19 protein-coding genes are annotated in these 26800 nt (G+C 61.1%); 2 read left to right on the forward strand and 17 right to left on the reverse strand.

The window, feature by feature from the left end; all coding sequences use genetic code 11:
- Positions 1 to 5: 5 nt before the first annotated feature.
- The 10 genes from AC5SEO_RS15715 to AC5SEO_RS15760 all read right to left on the reverse strand — a co-directional run bounded on the left by AC5SEO_RS15715 (position 6) and on the right by AC5SEO_RS15760 (position 12419).
- Positions 6 to 2099, reverse strand: a complete 2094-nt coding sequence (locus AC5SEO_RS15715) for a mechanosensitive ion channel domain-containing protein (protein ID WP_112153116.1) — start codon at positions 2097 to 2099, stop codon at positions 6 to 8.
- Positions 2096 to 2713, reverse strand: coding sequence for a ParB-like protein (locus tag AC5SEO_RS15720; RefSeq protein ID WP_060642874.1), 618 nt, complete (start codon positions 2711 to 2713; stop codon positions 2096 to 2098). Before AC5SEO_RS15720 ends, AC5SEO_RS15715 begins: the two co-directional genes overlap by 4 nt.
- The gene (locus AC5SEO_RS15725; RefSeq protein ID WP_410171217.1) at positions 2697 to 4328 is read right to left on the reverse strand and encodes a SulP family inorganic anion transporter; all 1632 of its coding nucleotides are present in this window, start codon (positions 4326 to 4328) and stop codon (positions 2697 to 2699) included. Before AC5SEO_RS15725 ends, AC5SEO_RS15720 begins: the two co-directional genes overlap by 17 nt.
- A 219-nt stretch (positions 4329 to 4547) precedes the next feature.
- Positions 4548 to 4943 carry a (R)-mandelonitrile lyase gene (locus AC5SEO_RS15730; protein ID WP_112153115.1) on the reverse strand — a complete coding sequence of 132 codons (396 nt, stop codon included), beginning with the start codon at positions 4941 to 4943 and terminating at the stop codon, positions 4548 to 4550.
- Between the two features lie 163 nt (positions 4944 to 5106).
- Positions 5107 to 7020 (reverse strand): PhoX family protein, encoded by a 1914-nt coding sequence (locus AC5SEO_RS15735; RefSeq protein WP_174069079.1) that lies wholly within the window; start codon positions 7018 to 7020, stop codon positions 5107 to 5109.
- Between the two features lie 129 nt (positions 7021 to 7149).
- A complete protein-coding gene (locus AC5SEO_RS15740; protein ID WP_111788735.1) occupies positions 7150 to 7863 on the reverse strand; it encodes a 4'-phosphopantetheinyl transferase family protein in 714 nt (237 codons plus the stop codon).
- Positions 7864 to 7893: 30 nt separating this feature from the next.
- The gene (gene dhbA, locus AC5SEO_RS15745; protein WP_111788714.1) at positions 7894 to 8649 is read right to left on the reverse strand and encodes a 2,3-dihydro-2,3-dihydroxybenzoate dehydrogenase; all 756 of its coding nucleotides are present in this window, start codon (positions 8647 to 8649) and stop codon (positions 7894 to 7896) included.
- Positions 8650 to 8662: 13 nt separating this feature from the next.
- Positions 8663 to 9532 (reverse strand): isochorismatase, encoded by an 870-nt coding sequence (locus AC5SEO_RS15750; protein WP_174069080.1) that lies wholly within the window; start codon positions 9530 to 9532, stop codon positions 8663 to 8665.
- Positions 9533 to 9605: 73 nt separating this feature from the next.
- A complete protein-coding gene (locus AC5SEO_RS15755; RefSeq protein WP_149916500.1) occupies positions 9606 to 11225 on the reverse strand; it encodes a (2,3-dihydroxybenzoyl)adenylate synthase in 1620 nt (539 codons plus the stop codon).
- An 18-nt stretch (positions 11226 to 11243) separates the two neighbouring features.
- Positions 11244 to 12419 (reverse strand): isochorismate synthase, encoded by a 1176-nt coding sequence (locus AC5SEO_RS15760; protein WP_003518132.1) that lies wholly within the window; start codon positions 12417 to 12419, stop codon positions 11244 to 11246.
- Positions 12420 to 12518: 99 nt separating this feature from the next.
- Here AC5SEO_RS15760 and AC5SEO_RS15765 point away from each other — a divergent pair, with 99 nt between their 5' ends.
- The gene (locus AC5SEO_RS15765) at positions 12519 to 16940 is read left to right on the forward strand and encodes a non-ribosomal peptide synthetase (RefSeq protein WP_174069090.1); all 4422 of its coding nucleotides are present in this window, start codon (positions 12519 to 12521) and stop codon (positions 16938 to 16940) included.
- Between the two features lie 48 nt (positions 16941 to 16988).
- Positions 16989 to 18335 (forward strand): condensation domain-containing protein, encoded by a 1347-nt coding sequence (locus tag AC5SEO_RS15770; protein ID WP_174006255.1) that lies wholly within the window; start codon positions 16989 to 16991, stop codon positions 18333 to 18335.
- 318 nt (positions 18336 to 18653) lie between these two features.
- On the opposite strand, the gene AC5SEO_RS15775 is transcribed toward AC5SEO_RS15770, so the two are convergent.
- From AC5SEO_RS15775 to AC5SEO_RS15805, 7 genes are all read right to left on the reverse strand, one after another.
- A complete protein-coding gene (locus AC5SEO_RS15775; RefSeq protein WP_174006257.1) occupies positions 18654 to 21509 on the reverse strand; it encodes a condensation domain-containing protein in 2856 nt (951 codons plus the stop codon).
- A gap of 69 nt (positions 21510 to 21578) precedes the next feature.
- Complete coding sequence (locus tag AC5SEO_RS15780) at positions 21579 to 21857, reverse strand: phosphopantetheine-binding protein (RefSeq protein WP_080849789.1); 279 nt, start codon at positions 21855 to 21857, stop codon at positions 21579 to 21581.
- Entirely contained in the window at positions 21850 to 22689 is an 840-nt protein-coding gene (locus AC5SEO_RS15785; protein ID WP_080850183.1) for a siderophore-interacting protein, read from the reverse strand. The genes AC5SEO_RS15780 and AC5SEO_RS15785 overlap by 8 nt, the downstream gene beginning before the upstream one ends.
- A 232-nt stretch (positions 22690 to 22921) precedes the next feature.
- On the reverse strand, positions 22922 to 23875 hold the full coding sequence (locus tag AC5SEO_RS15790; RefSeq protein WP_174069082.1) for an ABC transporter substrate-binding protein: 954 nt from the start codon (positions 23873 to 23875) through the stop codon (positions 22922 to 22924).
- Positions 23876 to 23898: 23 nt separating this feature from the next.
- Complete coding sequence (locus AC5SEO_RS15795; RefSeq protein ID WP_025595084.1) at positions 23899 to 24963, reverse strand: FecCD family ABC transporter permease; 1065 nt, start codon at positions 24961 to 24963, stop codon at positions 23899 to 23901.
- Positions 24964 to 24974: 11 nt separating this feature from the next.
- Positions 24975 to 25988, reverse strand: coding sequence for a FecCD family ABC transporter permease (locus AC5SEO_RS15800; RefSeq protein ID WP_013762285.1), 1014 nt, complete (start codon positions 25986 to 25988; stop codon positions 24975 to 24977).
- Entirely contained in the window at positions 25985 to 26800 is an 816-nt protein-coding gene (locus AC5SEO_RS15805; protein ID WP_080849785.1) for an ABC transporter ATP-binding protein, read from the reverse strand. Before AC5SEO_RS15805 ends, AC5SEO_RS15800 begins: the two co-directional genes overlap by 4 nt.

Raw genomic sequence — 26800 nt, forward strand, 5'->3', positions numbered from 1 at the left:
GAGGCCTATTCTTCCACCGGCCCCGTCCCGTCGCTTGCTTCGGGCTCCTGTGGCCGCGCGCTTCGTGTAGATGTGGGATAGGCGCCCGCCATGCTGGCGAACTGGATGTCGTTTTGCGCAAAGGCATCCTTCAGCATCGAATAGGCCTTGCGGCGCACCATGGAGGATTGCCCGCCGGCGCGCAGCATCATGCCGAAACCAAGCGTCATGCCATATTCGCCGAATTGCTCGACACCCTTCAGCTTGACGGTTTCGATCAGGAACGGTCCGAATTCCGGGTCTTCCTTCAGCGCCTTGCCGATCTCCTTGGTAATGGCCCGGACCTTGGCAATGTCAGTATCGAAGGCGACCGTGACGAGGAATTTGTCGATCGACCAGTCGCGGCTCATATTTTCGACGGCGCCGAGCGATCCGAACGGCACGGTGAAAATCGGGCCGCGATGGTGCCGCAGTTTGACCGAGCGGATGCTGAAGGATTCCACCGTGCCGCGATAGGAACCGCTCTGGATGTATTCGCCGACGCGGAAGGCGTCGTCGATCATGTAGAACACGCCGCTGATGATATCCTTGACCAGCGTCTGCGAACCGAAACCGATGGCGATGCCGAAGATGCCGGCGCTCGCCAGCAGCGGCCCGATATTGACGCCGAGTTCCGAAAGCGCCGTCATGACCGCAACCGCGGCGATGATGATGCCGAGCATGTTGCGAAGGATCGGCAGGATGGTCAAAAGCCGGTCATCTTGCGGCTGGCCCCCACCCGGTTGGCCGCTCATCGGGTTGCCGGCGGGTGTACTCAACTCCAGCCGCCGTGCGATCATCGACTTGATCGCGATCCAGACGAGATCGGCAAGAAGCAGGATCAGCGCCCCGTGCAGGATGCCGACGACGATCGACGTCAGCAATGCGCCATCGGGCAGGGAATTCGGATGCGCGCGCACGAGGAAGATCAGCCACAGGATGGCAGTCCCGACGATTGCAAGCCGCACGCCTCGCTCGACCAGTACCGGGCGAAGATCGCTTTCCCCATAGGTGCCGATGTCGGTTGCCAGCTTTCGCGCCGCGATGCCAAGCGTCGAGGCAAGGCCGGGCAGAACCAGCGCATAAAGCCCGATCCAGAACAGGACCCCGGCGCCGGCGAGCCGCAACCCGAAGAGGATGATGAGGCCGAAGATCAGCGCGACATCGATTGACCTAGCCCGCTCCGAGCCGGGATCGCCGACCGGACGACGCCAGATCCAGATGCATGCGAGCAGGAACAGCAGGCCGATCATGGCGGAGGACAGAAGCCCAAGCGTGTCACGCGGGACATCGAGATTCTCGAGCGTCCTGAGCAACGCCCAGAAGACGCTGGCAAGGGTCAGGAGCCATGTCCAGCGGACGATCCAGAAATCGCGCCGGGCATTGGCCTCGCGGCCAACGACCCGCCGCAGCAGGCCCGTGAAGGCAAAAAGCAGCGGCAACACGATGCTGGTTGCAAGCCAGGGCAGGAGAACGGCGCTCAGCAAAGGTGACCACTGGATGGCAAGGAACATGGCGGTGGCAGCAATGCCGTAGCCGAAGACGGGCAAAAGCCTCCGCGATACGACAGACGAGGCCTCCTTGCCGATATCCGCGACGTTCCTGCGGGAGGCCTGCATCGCTATGATCCGGTTCGTGGCAATGCCGCCGGCAAGGCCCGCACCGAACAGGATGGATACGTGCAGCAAAAAGACGGCTGCACCGTAGTTGCGGATCTCGTCGCAAAGCCTTCCCAGCGCCGCGATGATCTGCGTGGACATGCCGGGCAGGTCCCTTGCGAGGCGGCCTAGGTGTTCGCGCCGCTTGCTTGCCCATTGGTCGAGATCGCTCAACTGGCTCTGCGGCGTCAGTTCTGGCGGCTGCTCTGTGCCGGCCGCCGCAAGCTTCTGTGTGAGAAGGGCACGAACATCGTCCTGTCCCAGAAGCTGTATCAACTGGTCGACTTTCTGCTCTGTCGTCTGTTCCGTAGGGGCCGGTCTCGCTGGCGGCGGCAGTTCCTGCGCAGGCAGGCTCGCCGCGCCCAGGACGAAAACTGCGATGGCAGCCGCCATCACTCGGAAAAGCAAGGGAAGGGTGGTCATTGGTCCGCTCCACACCATCCAGGCAGATGCCGCGCATCGCGCGAGCGTGCCAGTTGCATCGCTTCCTCAACCGCGTCCTCGAAGGAATGTCGCAGCTTCTTGCCTCCCACCCGGCGGCGCAGGAAATCCGCCCAGAGGAATTCACTGAAGGGAGCGTCTATTTTGGCAAAACCGCCAGCGTCGCGAATCGCGCCGGCCAGCGCGCGGAAGGGATCGTCCTTGAGATCGACGATCCGTTTGGGAAGGTTTTCGATAGGATGGCGCACGCCATCCACGTCGAAAGGATAGACGAAGTTGCGATGGTCCATCACCGACCAGAATTCCTGCCGGTCGAGATGGGAAAGATCGGCAACGATACTGGTCAGGACATGTTTCACGCCTTCCTCATGCAAAGCCAAAGCGAGGTGGTGGTGGTCCACCAGATAAAGACGTTGTTTGTGACCAAGGACGACGGGTACCATATGGTGTCCGAGGAAGTCGGCTCCCTTTTCCTCACGGATGGCGGCCCATTGCCGCCGCTTGTCCTCCACCTCGCGCAGACCGACTGTCATCTGCGTTGGTTTGAGTGAGGTGATTTCAACCGGGGTCAGATGCGGTTCAAGATTGTGTGGCATGGCTGTCCTCCCGATGCATGGCCGCCGTCACGGCATCATCGACACTGAAATTGCTGCGCGCAACCATGTCGGATCCGCCGCCGGCAAGCAGCAGATCCTGCACATGGTCGTGCATGCGCGCATAATAGACCACGATGCTGCTGCGCTGCATCGCTGCATCGAACTCCAGCAACGCATCAAGCGCGGTGGAATCCAGTTCGAATGTTTCCTCAAGGCTGACAATCGCGATGTGCAGTTCCGGCCGCGCAACGATGTATTTGGTAACGGCGGCAAGGATCGGTTCCGCATTGCCGAAGAAAAGCGGCTGTGCGGGCCGGAGAATAATCATGCCTGACACATCCTTCGCATCCGGGTGGCGTTCCATGTCGACAAAGTCATGGCTATCGCCCAGCCGGCCAAGATGCATGACATGCGGTAGGGAAAGCCGGCGAACGAAGACGGCGAAGGAAAGGGCGACGGCGACAAGCATGCCGTTCAGCACACCGAACGCAAGTACGCCGGCTGCAGCGGCAAGTGCCAGATAGGCGTCGTTGCCGAGCCGCCATAAACGGATGATCGGCGCGGGGTCGAGCGCATGCAGCAGCGCCACGGCGATCACGGCGGCAAGGACTGCTTCCGGGATGAAAGCGAACCATCTGGCGGCGAGCAGGCTGAAGACCGCAAGGCCGATTGCGGCGATGGCAGAGGCAAGCCGGCTTTGCGGCCCAACCGCCTCGCTTGCTGCGCCTGCGGAAAAACCCGCACCAACCGGCATGCCCTGCATGGCGGCGCTGGCGATATTGGCAAGCCCGAATGCTCTGAGTTCGCGATTGGAATCGACAATCTCGCCATGGCGAAGCGAAAAGCTTCGGATGGTGCCCCATGATTCCGCAAATAGGATGAGGACGAGTGGCGGCGCGAAGCGGGCAACATGCGCGACATCATCGAGCGACACCGAAAACGGGCCGGCCCATATGCCGGCAAGATCGATCTGGCCGACAACGGCGACGCCCCGACTTTGAAGGTTGAGCGGGATCGAGATGGCAATGCCTGCCACGATGACGACGAGGCTGCCGGGAATGGCGGGGCGCCTGCGCAGGAGAAGCAGCACGGCGAGTGCCGCAACGCCGACGGCGATGCTTTCAAGGCTCCAGTCCTGCGGGCGGGAGAGGATTTGCAGGAGAATGGAAAGCGGCTCGCCCGACTGCGCCTTTATCCCGAAGAGGCTCGGCAATTGCTTTATGGTGATCAGAATGGCGAGGCCGAAGGCAAAACCGCGCAGCACCGGGCGCGAGATGACACTCGACAGGGCGCCGAGCCGCGTGGCAGCCGCAAGCAGAAACAGCAGGCCGACCAGAGCGACCGTAATGGCAACGAGCAGCATCTTTTGCGCTGGTGTGACCGAGAGCGTCGCAAGCATTGCCGCCAGGATTGCGGCGGAGGAGGATGTGGGCGAGACGACCGCAAAACGGCTCTGGCCAAAAATGGCATAGACGATGCAGCCCATGATGGCGGCAAGGATGGCGTGCTGGGCCGGAACGCCGGCAATCCCCGAATAGGCGATCGCTTCCGGTAACATCAGGCCGGCAATCGACAACCCCGCCACCACATCGCGCCGGTTGAGTGTCATGGGCATGGAATTGCAACCGCATTGGCGGTGATAAGGGCAAGTACAATTCCACCGGTTAAGATCACGATTCTCCACCATGTTCCCGCGACGCGATGAAGGTTCACCCAATGCGCATACGAGTCAAAGTTTAAATCGCGCCCCCGAAATATTTCGGCTCTTCCGGATGTTGCTTAACGCTGGAGATCGTCCGGCAGGCAGGACGAGCGCCATTTCGGCCAGGCCGCTTCAGCCACCATACTGATCGTCCGTGACGTGCTCCATCCAGTCCACGACCTTGCCGTCTTTCACTTCCTGAAGCGCGATATGCGTCATGGCGACATCGGGTGCCGCCCCGTGCCAGTGCCTTTCGCCCGGTGCGAACCATACGGTATCGCCGGGGCGGATTTCTTCCACGGGGCCACCCTCGCGCTGCACCCTTCCAAACCCTGAAACCACGATCAGGGTCTGTCCGAGCGGGTGCGTGTGCCATGCGGTTCGCGCGCCTGGTTCGAAGGTGACCTGAGCGCCCTGAACCCGCTCTGCATCGAACGGGTTGAACAGAGGATCGATACGGACCGTGCCGGTAAACCACGCCTCGGGGCCTTTGGTTGAGGCCCGTGTTCCCGCGCGCATTATTTCCATGGTCATTCTCCTGACTGGTATCGTGTGGGGAGATTTGAAGCGGTAATGCCTCTCTTGTCCACTGGCGAGTGAAAATTCAGTCAGGCCGCATCGACCCTTGGTCACGGGTGACAGGAACCGGATCTCCGCTATTCCGAGACCCGGTTCCGCCAAAGCCAAAGCGTCAGCCGATCTGCGCGTTGTCGTCACGCTTGACGGCGATAACGGTGGAGCGCGGCAGCTTGCCTTCGCCATCCGGGAAGGGGGCGTCGGGGTGCTGGATGCCGACGAAGTGGGTACGCTTGTCGCCAGACCATGTCTGGCCGGTAACTTCGGAACCCTTCGGCGCGGTCAGGAAACGCTCGATACGGCCGGTGGCCGGATCGCCTGCCAGCATCTGGTTGTTGCCCTGGCCAGCGAAGTTGCCCTCGTTGCTGTCTTCTCCGTCGGTCTGGATCCAGAGGAGACCGGTCGAGTCGAACATCATGCCATCGGGCGAGTTGAACATGTTGCCTTCGTTGATGTTCGAAGAGCCGGCATAGGCATCCTTGTGAACGGTGGGGTTGCCGGCCATGCAGAACAGGTCCCACTTGAATCTGCCGTCCGCGTGATCGTCGTTTTCCGGGTACCAGCGCACGATCTGGCCGTATTCGTTCTTTTCGCGCGGGTTGGCAGCATTGATCGCCATGGCGTCACCGCCAGCATTGGCGCGCAACTTGCCGTCTTTCATTTCGCCGCGACGGCTGTTGTTGGTAAGGGCGCAATAGGCTTCGATGGCGACCGGGTTGATGGCGACCCATTCCGGGCGGTCCATCGTTGTCGCGCCCACCTTGGAAGCGGCCTGACGCGTGAAGACGCAGATTTCATCGATCTTCATGCCTGTCGTCTCAGGCGTGAGAGCCAACCATTCACCAGCGCCGTCGTCCGAGAACCTGGCGACGTAGAGCGTGCCTTCGTCTAGCAGTTTCGAGGTGTCGCCACCGGGCACGTAAATGCCGTTGGAGACGAATTTGTAGAGGAATTCGCCACGCTCGTCATCGCCCATGTAAACCACCACGCGGCCGTCACGGGCAATCACCACGGCGGCGTTTTCGTGCTTGATGCGGCCAAGGGCGGTGCGCTTGATCGGGGTGGAGGAGGCGTCCGAAGGATCGATCTCGACCACGTAACCGGCGCGGCGCGGCTCGTTGGGGTTCTTGGCGACATCGAAACGCGCATCGAACTTCTCATAGGCGTAACGGGTCTCGGCGACGATGCCGTAGCGCTTGTAGTCATCCGGCAGCTTGAAGGCGGCATCAGTGGTACCGAAATAGCCGTTGAAGTTTTCCTCGCAGGTGAGGTAGGTGCCCCAGGGCGTGCGGCCGGCGCCGCAATTGTTGAAGGTCCCCAGACAGTCGACACCCTTCGGATCTGCGGCGGTCTTGACAAGGTCCGAGCCTGCGGCCGGGCCGGAAAGCTTCATCGGGGTGTTGTGGTGAATACGGCGGTTGAACGGGCTGTCGAGAACGATTTCCCAGCCTTCGGTGCCTTCCGCAACTTCCATGACGGTGACGCCCTGCATGTTCTGCAGGATCTTGACGTCGTCGGCCGTTTTCGGGTTGCCCTTTTCGGCATGCGGCAGGTTGGTTTCGGGGTTTACATATTCATGGTTGACGGCGATCAGCTGGTGGTTGCCGACCATGAACAGTTCCATGCCGTCAGTATTTTCGCCGAAGACCTTGTCGGAGTTTTCAACGGTGACACCCTTGGCAGGGTCGAGGTCGGGCACGTTGGAGAACAGCGGCTGGCCCCACTTGGCGACCGGCTTCCAGCTGTAGCCTTCCGGCACGTGAATGGTGTGGTCGGTCGCGGCAGCCACCGGCTTGAAGGGGAAACGGCCGGCTGCCGCTTCCTGCGCTTCCGCCGAGGTGCTGGTCATCAGGTTGCCGAGCGTGCCCATGGCTGCTGCGGCCGAACCGAAGGCAAGCACGCCACCGAGAAAGCCGCGGCGGGAAATCGCGGTCTCGACCACGCGGTCGAAATCGGTTTCGGCCGGCGGCGGGTTTTGCAGCTCGTCCCACGCATCCCAGGAAAGCTTGCTCGTATCGATGTCGGTCATATCGTTTCTCCACCGTTGCATGTTTGGAATCATTCCAACACGGTGCGTACCGTTTCAGTGTTTCACACAAATGACGGGAATAACGACTTTAAATATGATCTTCACAGGAAAGGATTCTGTATTTTTCCCTTAATGCGGGAGAAGGATACGGGTGAGCAAAAAGCCTTCGAAGCGGCAGAAGTGGAAAGGAATGTCCGTTCCCTTGCGCCACTCGCCGCTGATGTCGGTCGTCAGCCGAAGGAATGCTGAACCGCACTCTTCATAGCCGGATAACTCCGCCGCCTCGAAAAAGAACAAACGTCTGACGGTCGGATAAAGCGCTTTGAACAGGCTTTCCTTGGCCGAAAAGATCAACCCGGTCATGAAGGGATCGATGTCGTTTCCAAGACTGAGGCGTTCGTTTGCGGTCAGTACCTGCGGGGCAATATCGCGAGCTTCCTCCTCGTTCAGAAGCCTTTCGATATCGATGCCAATGCCGCAGAACCGCTCGGAAGAGCCGGCAAGCGCAATTGCCCGCTTGTGGCTGTGGGAAATCGCGCCGACCACGCCTTCGGGCCAGATAGGGGCGCGATCCTCTCCCATGCCGGGAAAGGCGGCGCGGGCGGTCAGACGGCGTATGGCTTCGGCAGCACATCTGCGCCCGGCGATAAATTCCGCCTTGCGTCTGGGCGCAGCGCGCAAAAGCTGCGGCGGCAAGGGAGGGACCTTGCCGCCGCGCCCTTCTTCGGCGCTGTAATGAAGGGTGACGCAATGACAATCGCATCTGTCGTCCGGCCAAGGCCAGATGGCCTCGGGTGGATCGCCGGAAACAGCTTCGCCGTGAAACGCCGGCGCGTTGGCCATATCTGTCATCCTCTTCACGCGGACCGATGCTCAGGCGGCAAGCGTGGCGCCGCCATCGACCACGATCTGCTGCATCGTCACATGGCCTGCCTGATCGGAGGCGAGGAACAGCACCGTGTCGGCGATGTCGTCCGGCCGCGCGATCTTGCCGAGCGGAATACCGAGCTTGAACTGCTCGGGAAGACCGGCGACCAGTCGCTGTTCGCCGCTGGGATCGTTCAGCATGCCGGCCAGCATCGGCGTATCGGTGGAGCCGGGTGACACCACATTGCAGCGCACGCCATAGGGCGCGAGTTCAAGTGCTGCACAATGGCTGAGGCTGACGAGTGCGGCCTTGGAAGCACAATAGGCGAGCATGCCGATGCGCGGCACAACGGCGGCGTTGGAGGCAATGTTGACGATTGCCCCGCGCCGCTGCCGCTTGAAGACGCCGCTCCATTGCCGCAGCAGGTAGAACGGCCCCGCAGCATTGACATCCATGCAGGCGTTCCAGTCCTGCGGCGTCAGGCTTTCGCTGTCGCCGAGCCGGAGGATGCCGGCGGCATTGACGAGAATGTCTAGCCCGCCCCATTCCTTCTCGATCGCCTTGCTCGCCGCCTCCACTGCCGCCGCGTCCGTGATGTCGAGCGTGATCTGGCGGAAGGTTGCATCGGTTGCATCGGCAATGAGGTCAAGGCCGATGACCTCCGCCCCTTCCTCGGTGAAACGCTCGGCGATGCGGCGGCCGATGCCCTGCGCGGCACCCGTCACCAGCACGCGCCGCCCGTTAAATCTGTTCTGCATCATCTTGTCCGTCCGCTCAGGCCGCGAGCCGCTTTTCTTCGATCAGCGCCCACCAGGCAGAAAGCGTCGGTACGCGGGCAAGCTCTTCGAAGCCCACGATGACGCCGCGTTCCTTCAGTTCGCCGGCAAGCTTCATCACCTGCAGCGAATCCAGCCCATAGAAGATCAGGTTCTCATCCGGGTCGATGTCGCTCTCGTCCTCCACCATTTGCAGGACGCGGGCCTTCAGCCATTCGCTGATATCGGTGGTCTCTCCCGCGCCGGCAAGGCTTGCAGTGTCGATCACCACGCCGCAGCGTGTTGCCACATATTGCAGCGCCATGCGGTGTTCGGCTTCGGAAAAATCGGCGACGGCATCACCCAGCATGAAGGGCTGAATATCCTTCATGAAGGCTTCAACAGCCGTCATCATGCAGCCGATATGGGCATAGACTCCGCCGATGATGATCTGGTCGCGGCCCCACGCCTTCATACGCTCGGCAAGGTCTGAACGCTGGAAGGCGCTGTAGCGCCATTTGGTCAGCACCACATCGTCGGGCGTCGGCGCAAGCTTGTCCACGACCTTCTGCAACTCCGGGTCGACCACGGTCAGGCCCGGTCCCCACATGTCGTTCAGAAGCGCGCGGTCGGCGGCAGGCTGATCGTGCGGCTGGGCGGTGTAGATGACCGGCACGCCGTTCTGAACCGCCCATGCCTTTACCTTTGCAAGATTGTCGATGAGGGTTGTCATCAACCTGCCGTCGGCCTCGTAGAACCGCAGGAAATAACGCTGCATGTCGTGGATGAGCAGCACGGCGCGCTTGGCGTCCGGCTGCCATTTGGTCTTGTTGGCCGGAAAGCTTGCTGCGACCGGCATCGGATAATCGGAAATGGTGGGGATCGTCATATTGACCTCGATAGTTTGGCGCATCGGCATGGGCGACACGCAATTTTCAAATGGTTGAGGCGTGCACGCTCCGTTACGCCGGGATTGGCGCTGCGAGCATGTCGCGTAGACGTTTCTTGTCGATCTTGCCGACGGCAGTAAGCGGCATGGTGTCGATGAAACGCACCCGGTCCGGCAGCTTGTAATCCGCAACACCCAGACCAGAGAGATGCTGGCGGATGGCCGGTGCCTTGAGAGCGGGATTGCGGGAAACGACGAAGACGCAGCTTTTTTCGCCGAGGAGTTCGTCCTGCATCGCGACCAGTGCGGCATGCGTCACATCCGGATGCTGAAGGATCAGGTTTTCCACCTCTTCCGATGCGACCTTCTCGCCGCCGCGATTGATCTGGTCTTTCACCCGGCCAACCACCCGCAGGTAACCTTCGGGCGTGCGCTGAACGACATCGCCGGAATAATAAAAACCCTGGTTGTCGAAGACGCGCGCGCTGTGCTCGGCGGCGCGGTAATATCCGCGAAACGTATAGGGGCCGCGCGTCGCCAGCATGCCGGCTTCGCCTTCTGGGACGTCGTTGCCGTCCTCGTCAACGATGCGGATCTCGTCATCCGGGCTGATCGGCCGCCCTTGCGTGGTGAAGACAATATGGTCGGGATCACCGGCGCGGGTATAGTTCACCAGACCTTCCGCCATGCCAAAGACCTGCTGGAGGGCGCAACCCAGCACCTGCGGCACCTGACGGGCTAAAGCTTCAGCGAAGCTTGCGCCGCCGACCTGCAGCAGCTTGAGGGATTTCAGCCGTTCGCGATGGGCGGGCGCCACCTGTAACCACAGCGCCACGGCAGGCGGCACCAGAGGCACAATGTCGATGCCATGTTTTTCGATGAGGTCGAAGCAGGCAAGCGGCTCGGGATTGGCCGCCATTACCACGGTGCCGCCAGCGTGGAACACGCCAAGCGCACCCGGCGAACTCATGGGGTAATTATGCGCCACCGGAATGGCGCAGAGGAAACGGGTCTGCGGCGTCAGCTCGCAGATTTCCGCACTGGCCCGGGCGCTGTAGTCATAGTCGTTATGCGTGCGGGGGATCAGTTTCGGTGTTCCGGTGCTGCCGCCGGAAAGCTGGAACAACGCTACCTCATCGGCTGCCGAAGGGCCGTAATGCGGCGCATTTTCGGCGGGTGATGAGAGCCATTGTTCGAGGCTGCGCTGCGGTTCCGCCTCACCAAGCAGCAGCGTCACGGCAAGCCGCGGAGAGGCAAGCTTCAGCGCCTCCAGAAACGTGTCATTGGCAAAAAGCTCGTGGGAACGCGAGCCGATCACCAGCTTTGGCGCAATCTGTTCCGCATAGGAGGTCATTTCCAGCCGACGATGGCTGAAAAGCGCATTGACGGGTGCAGTGCCGATTTTCATCAGAGCGAAAAAGACGAGATAGAACTCCGCGATATTTGGTAATTGCACCAGTGCCGTATCGCCCCTGCCGATCCCGGCGGCAGCCAGATGCCCGGCAAGATTGGAAGATTGCCGGTCGAGATCGGCATAGGTGAAGCGGCGGTCGCCGCAGATCAGCGCGGTCGCGTCCGGCCGAAGTTCTACCTGCTGGGTGAGGATGTCGCTGAGCGGTCTGTCGATCCAGTAGCCGCGGTCGCGGTATCGGCGCGCCAGATCTTCGGGCCAGCGTTCAAATTCGATTGTCATGGTGTGTCCCTGGGAAAATTAGGCAGAAAGACCGCAGGCGTTCAGCATGGTCTTGAGCTTGGTCTGCACCTCGGCCCATTCGGATTCGGGTTCCGAGGCTTCAACGATGCCGGCGCCTGCGAACAGCCGCACGGTTTGCCGTTGCACGGTGCCGCAACGGATTGTCACCACCCATTCGCCGTTACCCTCGGCATCCGTCCAGCCGACCATGCCGGTGAACAGCCCACGCTCGAAAGGCTCGACGAAGCGAATAAGCCTGCGGGCACGCTCGGTGGGGAAACCGCAAACAGCAGGTGTGGGATGCAGCAGGCACGCGAGTTGCAGCGCATTGGTCTCGGGATCAGCAAGGCGACCCTCGATGCGCGTCGAAAGATGCCAGAGAGCGGCCGTGTTGATGAGGGAGGGTTTTTCGGGAACGTCGATTTCAGTGCAGCAAGGCGTAAGCAGCGAGCGTATATCTTCGATCACGAGGCTATGCTCGTAATGGTCTTTTTCCGAAGCCGAAAGCCGGTCTGCATTGGCCTTGTCCGCCACCGGGTCAGCCATGCGTTTTGCCGAGCCCGCGAGCGGGTTCGAGATGACTTTTTCACCCTGCTTGCGGATGAGGAGTTCGGGGCTCACGCCGATCAGATCGCCGCCATCGGGTAGCGGAATGCGGAACTGGTAACCCTCGCGGTTCTGTTTGGCGAGGCTGGCCAGCAACCTTTCGACATTGACCTCGGAGGCGAAGGTCAGTTCGCGCATTACGGAAAGCACTGCCTTGCGGACATCGGAATGGCGGAAATTGACGATGGCATGCTCGACGGCGCGCTTGAAACCATTTTCATCGGGCAGGCTGTTCTGGCCGACAAGCGTTGGCATGGCCGAATCAGTCGAGATCGAAGCGGTACCCTTTGGATTCCACTCATGGTTGTTGGGGATATATAGGCAGGATGGCTCGTTGACGTCGAAGGGGATGGCGCCAATGGCGATGGGATTGTCCTGTCCGGCCCTGCGCGCCCTCTCAAAAGCGGCCTTTATCGCCTTCTGCAAAGGGCTTCCCGCGTCTTCGGCGCCATGGGCAGGAATCGTTATCCTTTCGCGAATGCCTCTGGCACGCAGTTCGCCCGAGCCAGAAGTGAACAGAAATTCTCTATCAAAATCAGTAATTTCGTCGGAATCGACGTCATTCGTCCTGAGTGCTCCCGTTTTCATGGGATGCCTCCTGTGCGAGTGGTTGACGGTGGCTTATACTTGATTATGATAATCATGTTTTGTCAATCGGTGCAAATTCACATGCCAAATTTAACCCCCATGCAGGTTGCCTACTGGGTCGGCCGAGAGGCGGACGGGATACTCGGAAAAGTTACGCCGCATCTCTATCTCGAGTTCGAAGGCAGGGGGCTGGAGGCGGAAAGACTGGCCGTCGCGGTCGAAAGGCTTTGCCGGCGTCACCCCATGCTTAGCCTCAGGATTGATGCGGAAGGGCGACAGACGGCGGACCCCGTCGGCCGGCCGCTCCGCCTCGACGTGGAGGACATGGCGTCTCTCAGTGAGGAGGCGCTTGCGCACCGTCTTTCCGCCAAACGTGAGGCGTGGAGCCATCGCCAGATCGATCTGCGCGTTGCCCCGCCGGCGGCAGTGTCGCTCAGCCTGCTGCCCGCAGGTCGCGCCAGGCTGCATTTGGATACCGACATGCTGGCCATCGATCCCGCCAGTATGCGTATCGTGCTGGAAGATCTCGCCCGCTTTTATGAAGCCGACGCGGACGAACTCGAGCCATTGGGGGATACACCACCATCGTTTTTCAGCTGGGCGGAACGTCTTGCATCCGATCCGGAACTCAAAGCCCAGCGTGAAAGGGACCGGCTGTGGTGGCGGCAACATATTGCTGATATTCCGGAGGCACCGCCATTGCCGTTTTTGCCCGAGGACCCGTCACGCGCCGTTCACACCGATCGCCTTGCAGCAAGACTTTCTCCGGCTGAACGCAGCCGTCTGGAACGGGTGGCGCGGCGCTGCGGCGTGACCACGTCGACCCTGTTGCTTGGTGTCTTTGCAGTGGTGCTTTCGCAGGCAACGAATACGGAAAAGTTCCGGCTTTCCGTGCCGGCTTTCTGGCGCGCGCCGCTGGTGGAAGGGGTCGATGGCATCGTCGGCGAATTCTCCAATGTGCTCATGCTTGGCGTTGATATCCGGCCTGAGGAGAGCCTTGAGCGACTGCTTGGACGGCTGTTCGGAGAGATGAACGGGCTCCTGGCGCACCAGTCCTATCCCGGGGTCAGCGTCATGCGCGACCTTTCCCGCCTGCGCGGCGGTTTGCAGACCTCACCGGTTGTCTTGACCGCGGGTGTCGATTTGCCCGGGGGCGAGTTGTTTTCGGAAAATGTGGCGCGAGTGTTCGGCCCGATGATCCACACCGTCTCGCAGGGGCCTGGAGTTGCGCTGGATGCGCAGGTTGCAGCGCTCGATGGCGGGCTTTTGATCAACTGGGATGTGCGGCTCGATGCGCTGCCGGAAAGCTGGCTGCGAGCCCTGTTCGACGCCTATACCGCCCTTCTTCGTCACCTCGCCGCCAGCCCCGATCTCGTTTCCGAGACCGTGGCGCGATTAGGCTTGCAAGCGCCTGAAGCGACAGTGCAGACAAAAGGAAAATCCATGGAATGGCCACTCTCAGCCTTGCAAAAGGCCTATCTGCTCGGTCGCGGTACCCATCTGCCGCTGAGCGGCGTGGCGATGCAGGAGTTCCGCGAATATCGCGGCAATATCGATCCGGCATTGCTTCGCTCGCGTCTCACCGCAATGGTCGAGCGGCATGAAAGCCTGCGCACCCACATCGATGAGCGGCGTCTGGTGCAGGTGGTCTCGGATGAGCCGAAGCTAAACCTTGATATTGTTGATCTTTCGGACCTGTCCGCTGCCGAAGCCGAACAGCGGATCGACACCGTGCGGCAGGATTTCTCCCACGCCCATTTCGATCTTGCCGCCTCTCCCTGGCAGGTCACGGTGTTTCGTCTGCCGGAGGTTCCAGTGGGGGACAGCGTGGCGGTCTTCCTGCGCTTCGACGCCCTCATTCTCGATGGACGGGGAATAGCCAGCCTTGCGGCGGAACTCTTCGATGGTGTCGTGCCGCCCGCATCAACCGTAGCAACCATCGCCGCGCAGCAAGATGTAGCAGCGGCCCGTGCCGAGGATGCCGCATACTGGGCTGAGAAACTTGAGGGTGTGGAAGTGCCCTCGCAACTGCCGTGGAAAGCCCCGCTCGAAACCATCGCCGTTTCGCGTTACAGCCGCCAGAGCCTGACCGTGGAAAAACAACGCTTTACCGCCTTTTCACGGATCGGCGCAAAAGAGCGGCTGTTCAAGAATTCGGCGCTGACGGCGGTAATCCTCGATGTGCTGTCGCTTTGGCTGAACGAAGGTGCCCTCGTCGTCGGCATTCCCGTCGCCCCGCAGGTGGAAGGCGCGTTTGCCAATCGCTCGAGCTTCATCGCGGTCAAATGGGATGCGGCCAGGGGCGATTTTGCGGAGCGGGCCGCAGCTTTGCAAACCGATGTGCTTGAGGGCCTCAACCATCTGGCTTTTTCAGGGGTAGATCTCAATCGCATCCTTCTCAACGCCAATCCGGGTGGGCTCGCCCTGCCTGTCGTCATCACCAACGGTCTTTCATGGCCCACGCTGTCGCAAGCTTCGACGCTTCGTTGGACGGACGGGCTTACCCAGACGCCCCAAGTCGCGCTGGATTTCCGTTTTTCGCAAAACCCGAATGGCGATCTCGTCCTTGCTATCGACTATGCGGAGCAGGCGATCGATGCCGGAATGGTGGTTGGCATTCTCGGCGCCATAGAGCGTGCGATTACCGCGATCATCGCCAGCGGGACGTTTTCGATGAATTCCCGCGAGATCGTCGACCTGTCTCACTATCGGCTGAATGGCGACGAGCGGAACTTCGTCTGCCCGCCATTCCTGGAACTGATCGCCTCGCATCTTTTCGAAGGAGACGGATCGCGCACGGCCCTGATCAACGGCAAACGGCGCATCTCCTATCACGAACTTGGCGACGCGGTGGCGCGGGCGATGGCGGGCCTTATGACGCGCGGCATTGGCCGGGGCGATGTCGTAGCGGTGTGCCTGCCACGCAGTCCGGAGCACACAGCCGTCACGCTGGCCGCAGCACTTATCGGCGCCATCTGGGTGCCGATCGATGCGAGCTCGCCGGAAGATCGCCTGCACTATCTGCTGACCAATTGCCACCCGGCCATGATCGTTGCCCGTTCCGTTCCGCAAGGATTCGACGCTGTCGGTCCCGAGGAGCTTCTCGCAGCGCCAGCCGCCTCTGGCTTGCCCGTTAATACGGTGGAACTGGCGGCACTTTCAGCAAGCGAAGCACCCGCTTATTACCTCTATACCTCCGGTACCACTGGCAAGCCGAAATGCGTCGTGCTCTCTAACAGGGCCACGGCCAATGTCATCGGCAGCACGCTTTCGGAATGGGCGGTGACGGAAAAAGACGTCTTCATCTCCGTCACGCCCTTGCACCACGACATGTCGGTCTTCGATGTTTTTGGGTCGCTTGCCGCCGGTGCGACACTGGTGCTGCCGGAACCCGGCGAAGAAAAGGATGCAGTGCGCTGGAACGAGTTGGTGGCCGAACAAGGCGTTACGCTGTGGTGCTCGGTGCCGGCGATCCTTGAGATGCTCTTGTCCTGCCGTCGTGGCGACCAGCTCGGCTCGCTCCGGCTCGTCGCGCAGGGCGGTGATTACATCAAGCCCGTGGTTATCGAGGAGTTGCGCCGGCTGAAACCTGAACTTCGGCTGATATCGCTGGGCGGGCCGACGGAAACGACCATCTGGAGCATCTGGCACGAGATCGTGACAGCCGATACCACGGCGATACCCTACGGGCATCCCTTACCAGGCAATCGCTATTTCATCCTCAACAATCATGGCGGCCATTGCCCGGCGGGCGTTGTCGGGCGCATCCACACAGTTGGCGTGAATGTGGCGATCGGCTATCTGGAAGATGGCGCCATTACCCAGACGGATTTCGTGACGGTCAGCGATACGGATGGACATGCGGTGCGCGCTTTCCGCACCGGAGACCGGGGCCGTTACCGGCCGGATGGCAAGATCATGTTCGCCAGCCGCGTCAACGGTTACGTCAAGGTGCGCGGGGTACGGGTCTCACTGCCGGATGTGGAAAATGAACTTATCCGCCACCCCTCCATCCAGCGTGTACTGGTGGTGGATTACGGTGCCGAGCAAAAGGGGGAGGCCGCTATCGGCGTGCTTTATGTTCCGATGCCCGGCCTTGAGCTTTCCACCGCCGATCTGCGCAATTTCGCCCGCAGGCATCTGCCGGAATCGCATGTGCCCGGTCGCTTTCTCAATGTGGCCGATCTGCCGCTCTCGGCCAATGGCAAGCCGGATCGCCGCCGCGCCCGCGAATTGCTGATGGCAGCGGAACCGGCAAAGGCACCCGCAGCTGTAACAGTCAAAGCCGCCGATCAGGGCGATCGCCGGGTGTTGGATATCTATCTCGGCGTGCTGGGCAAAAACCCGGCAAATGTGGACACGAGCAGTGATCTGCTGGCGCTTGGCCTTTTGCCCTCGCATCTGAAAACCGTCTCGGCCGAAATTCGCAGCGCCTTCGGCGTGGAGCTTTCGCCGCAGCAACTCCTGCGTTGCCGAAACGCCAAACAGGTCAGTTCGCTTTTACCGGCTTCGGCGGCATGAGCCGCGTTATTGCGGCCCAAATCACGGAAATAATTCAAGGAAAAACAGATGGCGCATATCGATCCTGCCGGCGGCTGGCTTCCCCTGACCCAGCCGCAACTCGATTTCTGGGAGGAGTTTTCCTTCCATCCCGACGAGCCGGTCTCCACCGTCGCCCATTACATCGAGCTTTCGGGTGCCGTGAACGAAGGCGCCTTGCTTGAGGCAATCAGGCGCACCGTGCGCGAATCGGAAGTTCTGTCGATCCGCTTTCGTGTCACTGAGGATGGTGAGACGCCACAGCAATGCTGCGATCCGCTCCACGCTCCGATGGTCGAGCTTGTCGATCTCCGTGCCCATCCCGCGCCTTTCGAAGAAGCGCTGCGGCGCATGAACACGGATGTCGAGGCAAGGCTTGATCTTCGAACCGACAAGCTCTCCGCCCAGGTGCTTTACCGCATCGCCGACGATCGCTACCTCTGGTATATCCGTGCCCATCATATCGTCGTCGACGGTTATGGTCTTACACTGGTGGAGCAGCGCTGCGGGCAGCTTTACGGGCACTACTGCGGCAAGGGCGAGGCAGGTCCGGATTTCCATCCTTTCCCCAGTTTTCTTGCCGAAGAGGACGCCTACCGGCAAAGCCGCCGTTTCGAAAAGGACCGCGAGTTCTGGACGGCCTATCTCGCGCCGCCGGTGGATCTGCCCGTGCTGGACAAGGATTGCGAGGATTACGGTGGCGGCGGCCTGCATGCCGATGCGGGGTTGCCGGAAGGTTTCAGCACAAGACTGCAACAGATATCCAGCGCACTGGAGATAGGCTGGCCGGACCTGCTGGTGCTGCTTTCAGGCCTTTATCTTCACCGCGTATTGCCGCGCCCGGATCGCGATGTGCTGACGCTGTGGCTGCCCTTCATGAGCCGCTGGGGCAGTGTCGGCGCGCATATGCCCGCCATGCTCGTCAATATCCTGCCTTTCCATCTGACGATAGAACCGCAGGAGAGCCTTGGTAGCTTCCTTGCGCGCAATGCCGCCAATCTGCGCCGGCAACGCCTGCATGGCCGCTACCGCATCGAACAGATCGCCGCCGATCGCAACATATCAAAGGGCCGGCGGTTTTTCTTCTCACCGCTTATCAACGTCCTGCCCTTCAGCGCGCCGGTATTTGCAGGGCTTGCCGTTATCAGGCACATTCTCGCCAATGGTCCGGGCGACGGGTTCAACCTGACCTTCCGTGGCGAGGATGACGGCAGTGATCTGAACCTGCATATCGACGCGGATTCCGCACTGACCGAAGCCGACGATTTCGCGCGTTACCGCGAGGAGTTGCCGCTGTTTCTGCATGCCATGCTGCGCGACGAGGCGCTGGCGGCTCCGGCCGAAGAGGTTTCCGCGGCCTTCCGTCTGGCGGTTTGAGAAGCCGGGTGCTCTGCAAAAAGGGGACGGAAATCTCTCTGCCGTCACTCTGCATTTGGTCGGGAGTGACTGGGTGCGGATGTGATAAACCCGGCTCCGTTATGCAAAACCTGCCTGATGGGGTGACATGCTCTCCTCCCACACAACGTCATCCTTGGGTTTGTCCCAAGGATCCAATCACGTCCAATTAAATCCAGACGTCGCAGATGCTCGGGGCAGGCCCGAGCATGACGGAAGAGAGCTTTCCGGACATTTGTCAAAAAGCAAAACCCGGCGCCGCCATGCGGAGCCGGGTTTATTGGGAAGCCTCGCCAGCACTCAGGCCAGCGTGGTCAGCACACGGCCCGAAGCGCCTGCTTCGGCGAAACGGCTGAAGACGCCGCTGGTGGTCGTGCGCAGCCGGTCGACATCTTCGGGGCCGTAACGGTCGGAGCGGTAGCTCATCAACACGCGGATGGAGCGTTCTCCGCCAATCGTTTCTTCCATCACCTCGAATTGCAGCCCCAGCATGGATTCGTGCTTGTCGGGATCGATCTGGCGGAACTCGACGGCTTTGCCGTCCGGTCCTGTAAGAGTGCCGTTCAGCTTGTTCTTGGCGTGAATCTGGATGAATACCTCGAACAGATGATCTCGACCCGGTGTCATGCCAAGCGCCTCTTCGACGAGATCGATCGGGATTTCGCTGTGTTCAAGAGAGCCGTTGACCATGTTCTTCACCGAGGAGATCAGTTCGCCGACAGTCATCTCCTCGCGGAAACGCACACGATGGGCAACGACCGTGGTGAAATAACCGATCGTATCGAAATAGCCGCTGTCGGTGCGCCCGGACGCCGATGTGCCGACCACGAGATCGCTCAACCCACCCAGATGGCGCAGCGACGCGGCGATGGCGGCATAAACGACGTTGAACAGGGAAGCGCTGTTCTGCTTGGCGATGGCGTAAAGTCCGTCGCTGACGTGTTTTTCCAGCTTGAACTCGATCCAGCCGCCCGCCGGCGCCTCGTCGTGTGCAGCATCTGTCGGCGTGCTGTTCTGTCCAGTGAGGACTAGGCCCTTCGGCGCGTCCCGCAGCATATCGGTCCAGTAGACAAGGTGGTCGCCGTTGACGCCGGATGCCACCTGTTTTCTGGCGAATTCATGGAAGGGTGCGGGCTTGCTCGCAAAGACGGGAGCCTTGCCGGTGGCTCTTGCCCTATAGGCCTCGGTCAACTCGTCCATCATCAGGTTTACCGACCATTCGTCCAGTACGATATGGTGGAAGAGGAAAGAGAGCACCTGGCCGTCGGTTTGCGGATTGCGCAGGAAACGCAGCCGCATCGGCAATTCACGGGCAAGGTCGAACCGCCAGGACGCTTCCGTGTGCCGGTCCACGCCTTCGCTTTCCTCGCTCGTCCAGAACCACTTGTAGCCGGGCAGGTCGTGCATCGGCACGATCTTTTGCAGAACCGTGCCATCCTCGACATAGAAATGGGTTCGCAGACCGGGATGACGCTCGATAATATCGATGAATGCACATTCGAAGGCGCTCTCATCCACCGGATCGAGGAAATCGAGCGCGAAGGGGATGTTGAAAATCTCGCCGAAACCGAAGGCGGCATAGGCTTTCCAGAGCGACATCTGCGCAAGCGAAAGCGGTGCCGTCAGCGAGCCGGTCGCGGTTGCTTCCGCCTGTGCCGGTGCGGCGGTTTCGAGACGCGTCGCCTGTTTTGCGAGCGATGCGGCGGTGGGATAGCTGAACAGGTCGTTGAAACGCAGCTCGATGCCGTGATTGCTCAAGAGGCGTCCGATGATGCGGGTCGCGATCAGCGAATGGCCGCCAAAATCGAAGAAATCGTCATCCGGTCCCATGTCTGGCGACGCAAGCGCTTCGCGGAATTCGGCAAGAATTGTCGCGGCAGTCTCGTCGTCGCTGGAGCGGGAGGCGGCGGGCAGGGATGCTGCAGCCTCCGGCCCTGCGGACGAGGTTTGATGCGTAATGCCGGAAAAATCCGCACCGCCTTCGAGATGGGCGATGAAACGCTCCAGCAGGAATGCCGTCGCATGCGGCGAGGCCTCCTTGCCGCCGGTCAGTTCCAGACGGATGTGGCCATCAACCGTGCTGCCGGCAGCGAGCGTCAGGCCAAGGCCGGACTGGAGAGAGGGGAGCGGCAGGCGCTCGAACCGGAGCCGCTCCACGGATGAGGTTTCAGCCGATGTTGGCAGCGTCTGAAGTGTGAAGGTGGCAACCTCGTCGTTGTGTTCGCCATGTCGGGCCAACCCAGCCAGCACGGCTTTTTCGGCCTCCTGCGGCGACTGGCTACGTGAGATCGAGACGCGGGCGACCGCATCTGCCGGAAGCGGCAGGCCGGCCTCGTTCCCGGGTTGCAGGGGCAGGCGCAGGGTAACAGTGTCGAGATCGCCACTGGCCGCCAGAAAAAGCGCGAAACGGGCACCGGTGCGTGCCAGAAGCGCGTCCGTTGCGGTCGAGCCGTTTGGGTCGAGAAGGGCAGTCGGAAGATCGACACTGTGGCAGTGGCTCGCCGGCTTGGTCCCGTTATTACGCAGAGAGACGACGGGCGTGCTGGAGGCCGGTCCTTGCAGCCAGGGGAGCGGAACTGGATTGACGATGGCGTTTTCGGTGATGCGTGGCGAAAGCGGCTTTGGTGCCTCGCCAGCATAGGCTGCGGCAACAGCGCCCAGCAAAATCTGCGGCGAGAGGGATTCACCAAGCAGGCCATGCACCAGAAGCGCCAGCAGTACCTCTCCTTCGCTCAAGAGCACGATGGCCTGAAACGGCGGATCGATTTCCGCGTCGAACGGGCTTGCCTGAAGGTCGTGCAGAAGGGCCACCGCTTCGTCTTTCGATGCCGTCTGAAACAGCTGCACGAGAGATGCCGAAGGGGCCTCTACGCTCTTGGCAAGGGTGCCGTCTTCTCCAAAGGAAAACCGCACGCGCAGTTCGGGCCATGCCTCGCAAACCGTCTCCAGTGCCGATGTCAGGCGCAGAAGGTCGCTCTCGCCGCCGATGCGGTAGGTGAGAATATGCCGGAAGACCTGATCGGGGTCCTGAAACTGCTGGAACCAGACCCGCTCCTCATATTGGCTTGGCTGCGATCCGCTCCGTGGGGCTTCGTCCGCATTGTCGAAGGTTTGTTCGATGCGGCGCGCAAGCATGCGCGAATTATCTGCTGCCATGGTCCTCTCCTTGGAAGTCTAATGTTGAGGTAGGTCGCGCTTGGCGGGAAAAGTTCCCTCTTGCGGGGATCAGCAGCCCGCGCGCGACTGCTCGATCAGCGCCTGCCAGGCGGCAAGCGTGGGCTGACGGGCGAGATCGTCATAGTGAAGTCGCGTGCCGGCGAGCTGCGAAAGCGGCGGGATCAGGCGCATGAGAGCGAGGGAATGAAGTCCGCAGCCGAACAGGTTGGCGTTCGGGCCGATATGTCCCACCTCATCGTCCAGAACCTTGGCGAGATGGGCTTTGAGTTCCGTCGTCATCATGTCCGCCTCCAGCTTGCCAGCCGCCGCGATTGCCGGTTCATTCATCGAAATGATCGTGAACGCCGCTTGCCCCGCGCCGCCAGTAGCCGGAAGCGCGCGTCCATTTGGGGTTCGCGCCGTACTCGCCGATCAGGATGGCGCGCAGGTCTTTCGCCGCTTTCGATTCGCAGGCGACCCAGCTGAAGAAATCGCCATCAGGCAGTTCAAGGGTACGCAGCGCCTCCGTCAGGGCGTCGTGATTGGCGCCGCCCGCGGCCTCCTGCGTTACCCAGATGATCGACGCGTCAGCTTTCGTGGCGAGGTCCAGGCGATCAGCCTCCGTCTCAACTTCGATCAGCGCTACGACGCGGGTGCCCTCGGGCATTTCTTCCAGTCGCCGTGCAAGGGCGGGAAGGCCGGTATCGTCGGCAATCAGCAGATGCCAGTCGAAGGTGAAGGGAATGGTGAACGAGCCGCGCGGGCCTGCAATCCATGCCTTGTCACCCACCCTGGCGGATTTTGCCCAGTTGCTGGCGGGGCCATCATGGTGCGTGGCGAAATCGATGGCGAGTTCACCCTTCTCGGCATCGAAGCTGCGCGGCGTGTAATCGCGTGCGAGCGGGCGCGGCGCGCCTTCGGGAAATTCGAGGCCGTTCGGGCCGATCACCGGCAGGTTAGGTTCGGTTTCGCCGGGAAGCGGGAAGAACATCTTGACGTGGTCATCAAAACCGAGACTGGCAAAGCCTTCAAGCTCAGGCCCGGTCAATACGATGCGCACCATGGACCGGCTGAGTTTTTCCACGCGGGCCACGTCAAGGCAGCGTAGCTTGACGGCGTAACGATGGCGTTTGGGGGTCCGGTCCGGAACGCCGGTTTCAATGCTTTGTGCAATGCTCATGTTGCTGTCTTCCCTGGGATATCGCCGATGGGGATCGGCAGTTTCGCTGTCCCGGATCGGCATGCCGGACAATCGCGCACCGGAGTTTTCCGGCGGGAGATCCGACGTCGTTGTGTCAAGATGCGCGAACCATAACAGGCGGTTCCGGCGGTCGCAATATAAGTTTCTTCAAAAACTCAAGTTTATGTCCGGCGCATGGTTTGCGCCGGAATTGCGCTTGTCGAAAAGGCGTTTAACGGCGGCCTGCCCAGCTTTCCACCGCGTCCAGCGTGTGCAGCGCGCTTGGGATGGACGGCGTCGTGACCCGGCTGGAATCGAGAAAGACGATCCGGCCGTCACGCGCCGGTTTGACGAAGCGTTCCCAGCCGGGAATGATCTTTTCAAGTGCGGCGCGCGTTCCGGCTTCGCCTCGGGCGGGGCTGTTATAGCTGTTCATCACCACCAGCAGATCCGGATTGAGCTTGCCAAAAGCCTCGGCACTGAGCGGCATCGCCAGGGTGGAACCCAGCCCACCCGACGAGGTTGCGTTGTCGATTTTCAGCCGTGCGTAACCCAGATCCTCGAGCGCCTGCGCCGCACCGGACATGTCGCCGACCGCGTTGATCTGGTCGGTCAGCAGAATTGCGAGATAGGTCTTGCCTTTTGCGTCTTCGCCGAGTGCTTTTTCGACGGTGGCGAGTTTCTCGTCATAGGTCTTCCGGCGCTCGGCAAAAGCGTCACTTCTGCCAACGAGACCCGAAAGATTCTCTTCGACGCTGAAGCCATAGGTGTGGCCAGTGCTTACCTTCTGCAGATAGACGGGCGCGATGGTGGAAAGCTGCTCGGCCTTGCCGCTGTCCATTTCAGTGGCGACGATCAGGTCAGGTTGCAGCGCTCTCAGCTTTTCCAGATCGATCTGACCCACCGCGCCGAAACCTTTCGGTTTCGTGCGGCCTTCACCGAGAACGGTGTCGATAAAATCAACGGCGGTTGCGAATTTGCCGTCGCTGTTGCGGCCATAGGCGCCTACAACGTTGGCGCCAAGATCCATCAGCGGCACGCCCAGCAGCGGTTCGTGCATGACGACGATGCGCTGCGGCTGCTCGGGGATGGAGACCGTGCGGCCGGCGGCATCGGTGACGGTTCGCTCTGCGGCAAGGCTGCTTCCGGCGGTCAGAAGTGCTGCAACGAGGATGGCAAATCGCATGGCATACCCTTTGTTCAATTTCTTCAGTGGCGGTTGGTTCTGCGCAGCGCCTGCAGGCGCAGCGTGAGGATGAAAAGCGGCACGCCGATCAGCGTCAGCGCAAGACCTATCGGCATTGGCGTATCGGCCACCAGCCCACGCGAAAGCGTATCGGCGGTCACCACCAGAATGCCGCCCGTCAGCCCCGACAGGAAAAGCCTGGCGCGACCGACGGCGGGCGACACGAAGGTGGCGAGATGCGGGGCGATGACGCCGAGAAAGGTCAAGGGGCCGACAGCGGTGACGGAAGCGGAGCTGAGGATGACCGCAAAAACGATGACGAGCGGGCGCGAGCGTTTGACCGTTTCTCCGAGCGCCATGGCCATCTCGCTACCGAGATCAAAGACTGCAAGCGCCCGGCCGATGAGGAAAATGCCCACAAGGCTGACCGCGAAAAGAGGCGCGAATACGAGGATGATCGGCCAGCTCGCCTGAAACAGCGAACCCGCCATCCAGTCTGCAAGCGACAGCGATGTTTCCGTTGGCGTGTAGAGCAAAAGCACTGATGAGACTGATGAAAGGGCGGATTCGATTGCGATGCCCATCAGCAGGATGGCGAGCCCGCTGGAACGTTCGCGCCCCACGAGCGCGATGAGCAGGAAAGCTACCGCAAGGCCGCCGCCGACGGCCGCAAGCGCCACCATGGTCTTGGGCGCCGCCGGCACTAGCACCAGAAGCAGCATTATGGTGGTCATTGATCCCTGGCTCAGACCGAACAGGCCGGGATCGGCAAGCGGATTGCGGGCGACCGATTGCAGCATGGCCCCGGCCAGCGCAACGCTCCATCCGGCCATGAAACCAAGCAGGATGCGCGGCAGCCGTACCGTCCACAGCGCATAGGCCTGATCGTCGCTCAAATGCCCGCCGGCAACGCCGTGGAGAAGGTCAATGAGACCGGTCTGTGTATTTCCAAGACTAACGGAAATGGCGGCCAGCACCAACGCCAGTAGGATCAGTGCAAGGCCGGCCTTTAGGTTGCCGATGCCGATCTGCAGACCGCTCGGCAGCCGCAGGACCGCTTTGCCATCGGTGGCCAATTGCCTTTTCATGACAGCCCTCTTCATGACAGTTTATTGGCCGAAGGCGAAAGATAGAAGCGCTTGACGATGACGATGAAGACGAGGCCGCCAAGTAGGTCCATGAACAGTCCGGTATTGACCACATACGGCCTGAACAGGGTTTGCGCGCCCAGATCGGCCAGCACGCAGAGACTCGCCCCGACAAGGGATGAAGCGGGCAAAGCGAGCGTGAAATTCACCCCGACCAGCGGCCGGACCATATGCGGAACGATGAGGCCGACGAAGCCGATGGGACCGCAGATGGCCACCGCCGAGCCGGACGCCAGCATGGTGGCGAAAAGTGCGATCCGGGAAACGCGCGTGACGTTGACGCCGGCGGAGGCGGCTTTTTCCGCACCCAGCAGTACGAGCGTCAGCGGGCGGGCGACCGACCAGAGCATCACCATCGCAATGGCGCCAATCCACCAGAAATCGGTGAGGCGCTCGGCATAGACGTGGTTGATATTGCCGCCGACCCAGCTCAGGAATTCGGCGCGACGTGTGGGGTTTGACAAAAGGAGGGCATTGGTGATGCCGATCAGCAGCATGGAGACAAGCGCACCGGACAGGATGAGCGACAGGCCGCGCGGATCGTTTGACCGCCCGGCCAGCCGGGCAACGAGGAAGCAGGCGCCAAAGCCGAAGCCGGCGCCGATAAGCGCGATGAGCCCCTGTATTTCGGGCGAGAAATCGAACACCAGCGCACCGGCGACCACAAAAAGCGTCGCACCGGCATTCAGGCCCAGGGTGGAGGGCGAGGCGAGAGGATTGCGGGCAAGCCCCTGCAGCACGCAGCCACTGACGGCCGTGGTGGCGCCGACATAGATCGCAATCAGTGAGCGCGGGATTTGCTGATAGAGGAGAACCGACTGTTCATAGGTTTCGGCTTCGCCATGCAGGAGCGTCGTCGCGATTTCGGCAAGTGGCAGGTCGCCAGTCATCAGCACGAAGTTGATGACGAGAACAACGGCCAGCAAGATCGCGGCGGCAAAGATCAGCATTATTTTAGATGTCATGCCGGAATGGCCTGTTCCTGCCGCTCCAGCCGCGGCACGCAGATGAGCCGCCCCTGCCGGGAAAATATGTCGGCCTCGAGATCAAAGACGTCGGCCACATTGGCTGATGTGACGGTATTCGCAACAGGCCCGGAGGCGAGAACCCGTCCGGCTTTCAGCATGATGACGTCATCGGCGAAGGTGGAGGCGACGTTGAGATCATGCAGCACGACGATAACAGTTTTGCCGTGCCTGTCCGTCAGTTCGCGCACGAGGCTGAGGACGGCATATTGATATTTCATGTCGAGATGGTTGACCGGCTCGTCCATCAGGATCACCTCCGTGTCCTGAGCGAGCACCATGGCGATGAAGGCGCGCTGGCGCTGGCCGCCGGACAGCGTGTTGACCTGCGCCCTGGCCTTGTCTTCCAGCCCGACGGTCTTCAGCGCTTCGGCAAAAAGCGCCCGGTCGCGTTCGGATGGACCGCCGCCAAGCCCGTAACGTGCATAACCCGCAAGCTCGATCAATTCGCCAAGCGTCATATAGTCAGGGCAATGGCATTCCTGCGGCAGATAGGAGATGCGACGGGCGAGTTCGCGGCGTCCGATCGCGCCGATCAGGCGGTCACCGAGGCTTATCCTGCCTGATGATAAAGGCACGAAACCCATGATGGTCTTCAACAGCGTCGATTTGCCACAGCCGTTGGGTCCGACCAGCGCAGTGACGCGGCCGGTTTGAAAGCGGGCAGACAGGCCCTGCAATACGGGGATGTGTCCGTAACTCGCATGAAGGTCCGTGGCATCAAGCACCGGATTACAACTCCTGTTATTCAT

The organism is Agrobacterium sp. K11, from assembly GCF_059429395.1.

Coding starts and splice junctions, on each gene's coding strand:
- AC5SEO_RS15715 (WP_112153116.1), bottom strand. CDS start 2,099: ATGACCACCCTTCCCTTGCTTTTCCGAGTGATGGCGGCTGCCATCGCA.
- AC5SEO_RS15720 (WP_060642874.1), bottom strand. CDS start 2,713: ATGCCACACAATCTTGAACCGCATCTGACCCCGGTTGAAATCACCTCA.
- AC5SEO_RS15725 (WP_410171217.1), bottom strand. CDS start 4,328: ATGCCCATGACACTCAACCGGCGCGATGTGGTGGCGGGGTTGTCGATT.
- AC5SEO_RS15730 (WP_112153115.1), bottom strand. CDS start 4,943: ATGGAAATAATGCGCGCGGGAACACGGGCCTCAACCAAAGGCCCCGAG.
- AC5SEO_RS15735 (WP_174069079.1), bottom strand. CDS start 7,020: ATGACCGACATCGATACGAGCAAGCTTTCCTGGGATGCGTGGGACGAG.
- AC5SEO_RS15740 (WP_111788735.1), bottom strand. CDS start 7,863: ATGGCCAACGCGCCGGCGTTTCACGGCGAAGCTGTTTCCGGCGATCCA.
- dhbA (WP_111788714.1), bottom strand. CDS start 8,649: ATGATGCAGAACAGATTTAACGGGCGGCGCGTGCTGGTGACGGGTGCC.
- AC5SEO_RS15750 (WP_174069080.1), bottom strand. CDS start 9,532: ATGACGATCCCCACCATTTCCGATTATCCGATGCCGGTCGCAGCAAGC.
- AC5SEO_RS15755 (WP_149916500.1), bottom strand. CDS start 11,225: ATGACAATCGAATTTGAACGCTGGCCCGAAGATCTGGCGCGCCGATAC.
- AC5SEO_RS15760 (WP_003518132.1), bottom strand. CDS start 12,419: ATGAAAACGGGAGCACTCAGGACGAATGACGTCGATTCCGACGAAATT.
- AC5SEO_RS15765 (WP_174069090.1), top strand. CDS start 12,519: ATGCAGGTTGCCTACTGGGTCGGCCGAGAGGCGGACGGGATACTCGGA.
- AC5SEO_RS15770 (WP_174006255.1), top strand. CDS start 16,989: ATGGCGCATATCGATCCTGCCGGCGGCTGGCTTCCCCTGACCCAGCCG.
- AC5SEO_RS15775 (WP_174006257.1), bottom strand. CDS start 21,509: ATGGCAGCAGATAATTCGCGCATGCTTGCGCGCCGCATCGAACAAACC.
- AC5SEO_RS15780 (WP_080849789.1), bottom strand. CDS start 21,857: ATGAATGAACCGGCAATCGCGGCGGCTGGCAAGCTGGAGGCGGACATG.
- AC5SEO_RS15785 (WP_080850183.1), bottom strand. CDS start 22,689: ATGAGCATTGCACAAAGCATTGAAACCGGCGTTCCGGACCGGACCCCC.
- AC5SEO_RS15790 (WP_174069082.1), bottom strand. CDS start 23,875: ATGCGATTTGCCATCCTCGTTGCAGCACTTCTGACCGCCGGAAGCAGC.
- AC5SEO_RS15795 (WP_025595084.1), bottom strand. CDS start 24,963: ATGAAAAGGCAATTGGCCACCGATGGCAAAGCGGTCCTGCGGCTGCCG.
- AC5SEO_RS15800 (WP_013762285.1), bottom strand. CDS start 25,988: ATGACATCTAAAATAATGCTGATCTTTGCCGCCGCGATCTTGCTGGCC.
- AC5SEO_RS15805 (WP_080849785.1), bottom strand. CDS start 26,800: ATGAATAACAGGAGTTGTAATCCGGTGCTTGATGCCACGGACCTTCAT.